This is a genomic window from Micromonospora sp. NPDC003776 (assembly GCF_053605645.1).
The window spans coordinates 1-8,224 of the sequence record NZ_JBSGJR010000294.1 but is presented as its reverse complement, the minus strand read 5'-3'; the positions used below and the strand labels follow the sequence as shown (position 1 = coordinate 8,224).

At 72.2% G+C, this 8,224-nt stretch carries 9 protein-coding genes and 1 pseudogene; 6 read left to right on the top strand and 4 right to left on the bottom strand.

Annotation, left to right across the window (positions count from 1 at the left end; all coding sequences use genetic code 11):
- Positions 1-239: pseudogene (locus tag ACWEVO_RS22205) on the bottom strand (hypothetical protein); the annotation flags it as partial.
- Between the two features lie 253 nt (positions 240-492).
- Between ACWEVO_RS22205 and ACWEVO_RS22200 the strand changes: the two are divergent.
- From ACWEVO_RS22200 to ACWEVO_RS22190, 3 genes are all read left to right on the top strand, one after another.
- Positions 493-882, top strand: a complete 390-nt coding sequence (locus ACWEVO_RS22200; protein WP_452309444.1) for a WhiB family transcriptional regulator — start codon at positions 493-495, stop codon at positions 880-882.
- A gap of 152 nt (positions 883-1,034) precedes the next feature.
- Positions 1,035-1,733, top strand: a complete 699-nt coding sequence (gene npdG / locus ACWEVO_RS22195) for an NADPH-dependent F420 reductase (protein ID WP_452309443.1) — start codon at positions 1,035-1,037, stop codon at positions 1,731-1,733.
- A 28-nt stretch (positions 1,734-1,761) separates the two neighbouring features.
- The gene (locus tag ACWEVO_RS22190; protein WP_452309442.1) at positions 1,762-2,199 is read left to right on the top strand and encodes a VOC family protein; all 438 of its coding nucleotides are present in this window, start codon (positions 1,762-1,764) and stop codon (positions 2,197-2,199) included.
- A gap of 45 nt (positions 2,200-2,244) precedes the next feature.
- Here the strand turns inward: ACWEVO_RS22190 and panB are convergent, their stop codons facing one another.
- Together panB and ACWEVO_RS22180 are read right to left on the bottom strand one after the other, a co-directional pair.
- Complete coding sequence (gene panB, locus ACWEVO_RS22185) at positions 2,245-3,090, bottom strand: 3-methyl-2-oxobutanoate hydroxymethyltransferase (protein WP_452309441.1); 846 nt, start codon at positions 3,088-3,090, stop codon at positions 2,245-2,247.
- A 129-nt stretch (positions 3,091-3,219) separates the two neighbouring features.
- On the bottom strand, positions 3,220-4,983 hold the full coding sequence (locus ACWEVO_RS22180) for an NAD+ synthase (protein WP_452309440.1): 1,764 nt from the start codon (positions 4,981-4,983) through the stop codon (positions 3,220-3,222).
- A gap of 232 nt (positions 4,984-5,215) precedes the next feature.
- Between ACWEVO_RS22180 and glnA the strand changes: the two genes are divergently transcribed.
- The 3 genes from glnA to ACWEVO_RS22165 all read left to right on the top strand — a co-directional run bounded on the left by glnA (position 5,216) and on the right by ACWEVO_RS22165 (position 7,797).
- A complete protein-coding gene (gene glnA / locus ACWEVO_RS22175; protein WP_452309439.1) occupies positions 5,216-6,565 on the top strand; it encodes a type I glutamate--ammonia ligase in 1,350 nt (449 codons plus the stop codon).
- 80 nt (positions 6,566-6,645) lie between these two features.
- A complete protein-coding gene (locus ACWEVO_RS22170) occupies positions 6,646-7,071 on the top strand; it encodes a DUF350 domain-containing protein (RefSeq protein ID WP_452309438.1) in 426 nt (141 codons plus the stop codon).
- Positions 7,072-7,104: 33 nt separating this feature from the next.
- On the top strand, positions 7,105-7,797 hold the full coding sequence (locus tag ACWEVO_RS22165) for a helix-turn-helix transcriptional regulator (RefSeq protein WP_452309437.1): 693 nt from the start codon (positions 7,105-7,107) through the stop codon (positions 7,795-7,797).
- Between the two features lie 32 nt (positions 7,798-7,829).
- On the opposite strand, the gene ACWEVO_RS22160 is transcribed toward ACWEVO_RS22165, so the two are convergent.
- On the bottom strand, positions 7,830-8,224 hold a 395-nt coding region (locus ACWEVO_RS22160), incomplete at its 5' end, for a hypothetical protein (protein ID WP_452309436.1).

Here is an 8,224-nt window from a genome sequence, read left to right as displayed (position 1 = left end):
CACTCGCGGCCCAGCACCTGACCTCCGCGGCGGCGCGGCTCGGGTTGGCCGGCGCTGTCCGGCCGGGTGAGAGCGGTATCGGCGAGCACGACGTCGACCGGACGCTCCGCCAGCCGCAGCATCACCTCGGGATCGGAGACGGCCGTCCGGACGGCGCCGGCCAACCCGAGCCGCGCCGCCGCGGAGGTCAGGTGCTGGGCCGCGAGTGGTGTCCGAACGCACACGAGAACGCTACGCACTGTGGTCTCCTCTCCGACACAGAGTCGACCACGACGGGGTCAGCGTCGGAGGACGTTCCGGGCAATCATCCGAACTTTTCCGACAGATGGGGCATATGCCGCCGGTTGTCGAAGTTTTCGATCACGCGATGTGTGAGCGCGGGAAAGCCCGGGTACCGAGGGGCCAGTCCGGAAACGGTGTCCCGCGCGGACCGCCGCCCGGTAGCTGGCCACGAAGGATTCTCCGCGGTGCCGCGCGGGAGGAGGGGTGCTGATGTCGAACGTACGTAGACTGCCCGGACCCATCGTCGACCTCTGGGACTGGCAGCGTCTCGGTGCCTGCCGGGGCCGCGACAGCGCTCAGTTCTTCCACCCGGACGGCGAGCGGGGCTCCTCGCGGCTGCGCCGCGAGTCCGGCGCCAAGGCGGTCTGCCGCGCCTGCCCCGTCCGGGCCGAATGCGCCGCGCACGCCCTGTCGGTCCGCGAGCCGTACGGCGTCTGGGGCGGGTTCAGCGAGTCGGAGCGGCTGCGGCTGCTCGCCCTCGGCTGGGAGGACCTCGCCGACCCGCGCAACCTCCCGGAAGTTGCTGCCTCGCCCGGAGAGGAGGCGCCAACTTCGCGGAAGTTGCTGCCTCGCTCGGGGAGGAGGCGCCAACTTCCCTGAAGTTGCTGGCTTGCTCGGGGAGGAGGGATGGCGGCGCGGCGGGCGGCCCGGCTGGGAGGTGCCGGTCGAGCGCGCCCGCCGTGCGGGGGCAGCGGGGATTGTCACAGGGGCTGGCCGGCGTGCGGGGCGGTGATCTTTGCGAGGATGGCGGCATGGCTTACGACGCGACCACGCTGCCCGACGTCTCCGGGCTGACCGTCGGCATCATCGGTGGCACCGGTGACCAGGGGCGGGGCCTCGCCTACCGGTTCGCCCGGGCCGGGCAGACCGTGCTGATCGGATCCCGCTCGGCCGAGCGGGCGGCACAGGCCGCCGCGGAGATCGCGGCGCTGCCCGGCGTACCGGCCGGGACCGAGGTGGCCGGCGCGGACAACGACGAGGTCGCCCGGCGCAGCGACGTGGTCATCATCGCGGTGCCATGGGACGGGCACGCCGCGACCGTGGCCGCCCTGGCCGGCCCGCTCGCAGGCAAGATCGTGGTCGACTGCGTCAACCCGCTCGGCTTCGACAAGCAGGGCCCGTACGCGCTCACCGTCGCCGAGGGCAGCGCCGTCCAGCAGGCCGCCGGGCTGCTGCCCGAGTCCCGGGTCTGCGCCGCGTTCAACCATGTCTCCGCGCCGCTGCTGGCCGACCCGGAGATCGATCGGATCGACCTCGACGTGCTGATCTGCACCGAGGACCGGGAGCTGGTCGGGGTGATCGCCGCACTGGCCGCCCGGATCCCCGGCATGCGGGGCATCTACGCGGGCCGGCTGCGCAACGCCCACCAGATCGAGGCGTTCACCGCGAACCTGATCGCGATCAACAAGCGCTACAAGGCGCACGCCGGCATCCGCGTCACCGACCTGTGACGTCGTACCCGTGCGGCACCATCGCCGCATGGAATGGCAACTGGTGATCGACTGTCGGGAGCCGTCGCGGCTCGTCGGGTTCTGGGCCGAGGCGCTGGGCTACCGGCCGCAGCCGCCGCCGGACGGGCACCCGACCTGGCGGGACTGGTACCTCTCGGTCGGCATTCCTGAGGAGGAACTCGGCGACGGCGACTGCGCCGACCGGCTGGAGGACCCGACCGGTGCCGGCCCGCGGATCTGGTTCCAGCCGGTTCCGGAGCCGAAGTCGGTCAAGAACCGGCTGCACCTCGACCTCAAGGTCGGCGGTGGCCGGGAGGTGCCGCTGGACCGCCGACGGGCGGCGGTCGACGCGAAGGTGGCGCGCCTGACCGCGCTGGGCGCCCGGGTGCTCGGGTCGATGGACGACGACGGCCACTACGCGGTGCAGCTCGCCGATCCGGAGGGCAACGAGTTCTGCGTGGTCTGACCGGCCGGGCGGCGCGACCCGAGGGCCGCGCCACCCGGCGTACCGTCAGAAGGTGTGTTCGGCGGCGGGGAACTCGCCGCCGCGTACCTCGTCGGCGAAGCGGCGGGTGGCGTCGGTCAGCGCACCGGCCAGGTCGGCGTAGCGCTTCACGAAGCGCGGGGCCTTGCCGCTACGCAGCCCCGCCATGTCCTGCCAGACCAGCACCTGGCCGTCGGTGTCCGGGCCGGCGCCGATGCCGACGGTCGGGATCCGCAGCTCGGCGGTGATCCGCTTGGCCACCTCACCCGGGACCATCTCCAGCACCACCGCGAAGGCGCCCGCCTCGGCGACGGCGCACGCGTCGGCGATCACCTCCTCGGCGGTGTCGCCCCGGCCCTGCACCCGGTAGCCGCCGAGGGTGTGCTCACTCTGCGGGGTGAAGCCGATGTGCGCCATCACCGGGATGCCGGCCCCGACGATCGCCTCGATCTGGGCGGCACACCGCCGGCCGCCCTCCAGCTTCACCGCGTGGCAGCCGCCCTCCTTCATGAACCGCACCGCGGTGCGCAACGCCTGCGTCGGCCCCTCCTCGTACGAGCCGAAGGGCAGGTCACCGACGATCAGCGAGTGCCGGGTCGCCCGCACCACCGCGCGGACCAGCGGCAGCAGTTCCTCGGCCGTCACCGGCAGGGTGGTCTCGTAGCCGAAGACGTTGTTCGCCGCCGAGTCGCCGACCAGCAGCACCGGAATCCCCGCCTGGTCGAAGATCGAGGCGGTGTACTGGTCGTACGAGGTGAGCATCGCCCAGCGCTCGCCGCGCTCCTTGGCGGCGATCAGGTCGCGGGTGCGGACCCGTCGGGTGGCCGGCCCGCCGTAGAGGGCGGTCACCTCGTTCGGGGTGGACTGCACCATGACTCTCTCCTTCCTCGAGGCCGCGCTCGCGGTCCCCGGGTTCCGCCGCGATCGTCGCACCGCAGAACCGGCCGGGGGCAGGTCGGAGTGGAGGATTTCACTTCTCCCGGCCCGGGGCCGGAGGAATGGTCAGCCGTGCTCCCGCCAGCGGTTGGTGATCGGCAGCCGGCGGTCGCGCCCGAACGCCTTCATGGAGATCTTGGTGCCGGGGGCGGACTGGCGGCGCTTGTACTCGGCGGTATCCACCATCCGCAGCACCTTGTCCACGACCGCCGGGTCGTGGCCGGACCCGATCAGCCCCTCCCGGCCCAGGTCCCCGTCCACGTAGCCGATCAGGATCGGGTCGAGCACGTCGTACGCGGGCAGCGTGTCGCTGTCGAGCTGCCCGGGGCTCAGCTCGGCCGACGGCGGCTTGCCGATCGAGCTCTCCGGGATCGGCGGGGTCTCGCCCCGGCGCTCGGCGTCCGCGTTGCGCCACTTGGCCAGCCGCCAGACCAGCGTCTTCCAGACGTCCTTGATCGGGTTGTAGCCGCCCACCGAGTCGCCGTACAGGGTGGAATAGCCCACCGCCAGCTCGCTCTTGTTGCCGGTGGTGAGGACCAGGTGACCCTCCTGGTTCGACAGCGCCATGAGGATCACGCCACGCACCCGGGCCTGAAGGTTCTCCACCGCCACCCCGGCGAGCGACATGTTGGCCAGGAAGGCGTCCACCATGGGCTGGATCGGCTCGATCCGGTAGTCCAGGCCGGTCCGCTTGGCCAGCTCCTCCGCGTCGGCGCGGGAGTGCTCGGAGGAGTGCTGGCTGGGCAGCGACACCCCGACCACCCGGTCCGGGCCGAGCGCGTCGACCGCGATGGCCGCGCACACGGCGGAGTCGATGCCGCCGGAGAGACCGAGCACGACCGACGGGAACCGGTTCTTGTTGACGTAGTCGCGCAGGCCCAGCACCAGCGCCTGCCACACCTCGGCCTCGTCGGCGACCGGCTCGATGATCCCGCCGTACGCGATGGCGCCGGTCGGAGACGGCGGCAGGATGTCGCTGACCTTGGCCCGGACGATCCGCATGTCGTCGGCCAGCTCCTCGCCCTGCTCGACCGGCTCCTTCGCCGGGGGCAGCTCGACGTCGTGCACCAGCAGGTGCTCGACGAACTGCGGCGCCCGGGCGAGCAGCATCCCGTCCGCGCCGACGATCATCGAGTCGCCGTCGTAGACCAACTCGTCCTGGCCGCCGACCATGTTCACGTACGCGATGGTGGCGCCGGCCTCGGCGGCCCGGCGGCGGACCAGCGGCAGCCGGACGTCGTCCTTGTTCAGTTCGTACGGTGAGCCGTTGATGTTGAGCACCAGCCCGACGCCGGCCTGGCGGGCCACCGCGAACGGGCCGCCGGCCTGCCAGAGGTCCTCGCAGATGGTCAGTGCCACGTCCACCCCGCCGATCCGCACCACGGTCAGCATGTCGCCGGAGACGAAGTACCGGTCCTCGTCGAAGACGCCGTAGTTGGGCAGGTGGTGCTTGAAGTAGGTGGCCGCGACGGCGCCGCGGTGCAGCAGCGCGGCGGCGTTGCGGGCGCCCCGGCCCGGCTGCGCGTCGGCGCTCACCTGCGGCGGGCCGTCGGCGTCCAGGTAGCCCACCAGGACGGGCAGGTCACCGAGCCCGTCGGCGGCCAGGTCGGCGGCGAGCCGCTCCAGCGCGGCCCGGGACGCCGCCACGAAGGAGCGGCGGAACACCAGGTCCTCCACCGGGTACCCGGTCAGCATCAGCTCCGGGAAGAGGGTGAGCTGGGCGCCGGCGTCGGCGGCCTTGCGGGCCCAGGCGCGGACCAGGTCGGCGTTGCCGGCGATGTCCCCGACGGTGGGGTTGACCTGGCACAGGGCGAGACGCAGGGTGGGCATGCCCTCATCTTGCCCCAGCTTCCCGGGCCGAACCGGGCTGGACGCGGGAGACGGCGGACACCCGGACCGGGCGCGGCGCGGGCGGGCCGGGCGGCGCCCCCACGGGGCGGGACACGACGGGACGGCTCCCGGGGTGGTGACGTAACGTCGGCGTAACGAGGTCGGTGGAGACTGGGCGGTCAGGCCGGACCGGCCCGACCAGCGCCGGACGTACGTGCAACGAGGGGTGGAAGTGGACCGTCAGCAGGAGTTCGTCCTCCGTACGCTGGAAGAGCGGGACATCCGGTTCGTCCGGCTGTGGTTCACCGACGTGCTCGGCACGCTCAAGAGCGTCTCGGTGGCCCCCGCGGAGCTGGAGGCGGCCTTCGAGGAGGGCATCGGCTTCGACGGCTCGGCGATCGAGGGCTTCGCCCGGGTCTTCGAGTCCGACATGGTGGCCATGCCCGACCCCACCACCTTCCAGGTCTTCCCGTTCGAGGGCGGGGTCAGCGGCGAGAGCGCCCGGATGTTCTGCGACATCCTGCTGCCCGACGGCAGCCCGTCCTGGGCCGATCCCCGCCACGTGCTGCGCCGGGCGCTCTCCAAGGCCGCCGAGAAGGGCTTCACCTTCTACACCCACCCCGAGATCGAGTTCTTCCTGCTGGAGAACGGGCCGCAGGACGGCTCGGTGCCGCTCCCGGTGGACACCGGCGGCTACTTCGAGCACACCACGCACGCGGTGGCCCGGGACTTCCGCCGCCAGGCGGTGCTGGCCCTGGAGCGGATCGGCATCTCGGTGGAGTTCAGCCACCACGAGGTCGCGCCCGGGCAGCAGGAAATCGACCTGCGCTACGCCGACGCGCTGACCACCGCCGACAACATCATGACCTTCCGGCACGTGGTGAAGGAGGTCGCGCTCTCCACCGGGGTGCAGGCCAGCTTCATGCCGAAGCCCTTCACCGACCAGCCGGGCAGCGGCATGCACACCCACCTGTCGCTCTTCGAGGGGGAGCGCAACGCGTTCCACGACGCCGGCGACCCGATGAAGCTCTCCAAGGTGGCCAAGTCGTTCATCGCCGGGTTGCTCACCCACGCCCGCGAGTACACGGCGGTCACCAACCAGTGGGTCAACTCGTACAAGCGGCTCTTCCCACTGGCCCTGCCGGACCGGATCACCGAGAGCCCGGCGTACGTCTGCTGGGGCCACCTGAACCGGTCCGCGCTGGTCCGGGTGCCCGCCTACGGCAAGCCGAACTCGGCCCGGGTGGAGGTCCGCTCCCTGGACTCGGCGACCAACCCCTACCTGGCCTTCGCGGTCATGCTCGGGGCCGGCCTCAAGGGCATCGAGGAGGGGTACGAGCTGCCCCCGGGCGCCGAGGACGACGTCTGGTCGCTGAGCAGCGCCGAACGCCGGGCCATGGGCTACGAGGCGCTGCCGGAGAACCTGGCCGAGGCGATCGACGTGATGGCCGGCTCGGAGCTGGTCGCCGAGGTCCTCGGCGAGCACGTCTTCGACTTCTTCCTGCGCAACAAGCGGGCCGAGTGGGAGCAGTACCGCCGCGAGGTCACCCCGTACGAGCGGCAGCGCTACCTGTCGCTCTAGATCGGAATGGTGGGTGCCGCTATCGTCTGCGGCACCGCCCCGGCACCCCTGTCGGGCGGGCGACCCGGGGGAGGCGTTCGGTGCTGGGAGATCTGCTCAACGGCGCGTGGCAGAGCATCGTGTTCGGCGTCGTCGGGGTCGGCCTGCTGGCGGCCGGTTTCCTGCTGGTCGACCTGCTCACCCCCGGCAAGCTGCGCGAGCTGATCTGGGTGCGCCGCAACGGCAACGCGGCGCTGCTGCTCGCCGCCAACCAGCTCGGCATCGCCGGGATCGTCTTCACCGCGATCCTCACCAGCTACAGCGACTTCGCCAGGGGACTGGCCTCGACGATCATCTTCGGCCTGGTGGGCCTGCTGGTGATGGCGCTGGCCTTCTTCGTGCTCGACCTGCTCACCCCCGGCCGGCTGGGCGAGATCATCTGCTCCGAGGAGCCGCACCCGGCCGCCCGGGTCAGCGCTGCCACCCACTTCGGCGCGGCGCTGATCGTCTGCGCCTGCATCGCCTGAGCACTGTCGTACCCGGGGCATAGCGTCCGGGGCGTGAACCGGACGGACCGTCTCTACGCCCTGGTCGAGGAGCTGCGGGCGGTGTCCCCGCGCCCGCGCAGCGCCCGCTGGCTGGCCCAGCGCTTCGAGGTCAGCGCCCGGACCATCGAACGGGACATCGGCGCGCTCCAGGGCGCCGGCGTGCCGATCTGGGCCGAGCCGGGCCGCACCGGTGGCTACGTGGTCGACCGGGCGCGCACCCTCCCGCCGGTCAACCTGAGCCCGAGCGAGGCCGTGGCGATGGCCGTGGCGCTGCACCGGCTCGGCGGCACGCCGTTCGCCGCGGCCGCCGGCGCGGCGCTGCGCAAGCTGGTCGCGGTGATGCCCGCCGCCGACGCGGCCGAGGCGCACCGGCTCGCCGGCCGGGTGCGGTTGATCGGCGGTGGGCCGACCACGCCCGTCCCGGCCGCCGTCGCCGACGCGGTCGCCGCCCGGCGGGTGCTCCGCCTGCGGTACGCCGACCGGGCCGGCGCCGACTCGGTGCGTGACGTGGAGCCGTTGGCCTACCTGGGCAACCCGACACACTGGTACCTGGTCGCGTGGTGCCGGCTGCGGAACGGGCTGCGCTGCTTCCGCACCGACCGGATCCGCTCGGTGCACCCGCTGGCCGAGCCGGTCACCCGGGAGCTGCGCCCCGAGGACATCGACATCCCGCACGACCGGGTGCGCCCGCTCAGCCTCGTCTGAAACCCGGCAGCGCGGGGTGGCTCCTGCCTCCGTCACCGCACGATCAGCGACGACACGATGTTCAGCACGAAACCCACGACGGCACCGAGGACGAAGGTAACCCAGGCACTGCGCGTGCCCGACCGCTTCAAGCCCTCGATCTGCTCCTTGTGGGCGGCGGTGAGCTTCTCGATCTCTTCCTTGAGCTTCTTCTCCGTCTGCGTGGTCAGCAGCAGCGCGATCTTCTGAGCGTCTCTGATTCGCTTAGGGATCCTGAGTCGGAGTGGGTTTCCGGGATCGTTTCCCACCTGGGTGGGGAGGCATGGGCGTGGAAGTGAAATCCCGCGCCGAGTGCGGCTCCTCGTGGCCGGTGGCCGGTGGTGGGTGTGCTGATCGTGTTCACGTCCTGGTGCCGGTGGGCTGCGCGGGGCAGCCTGGGCCGGTCCGT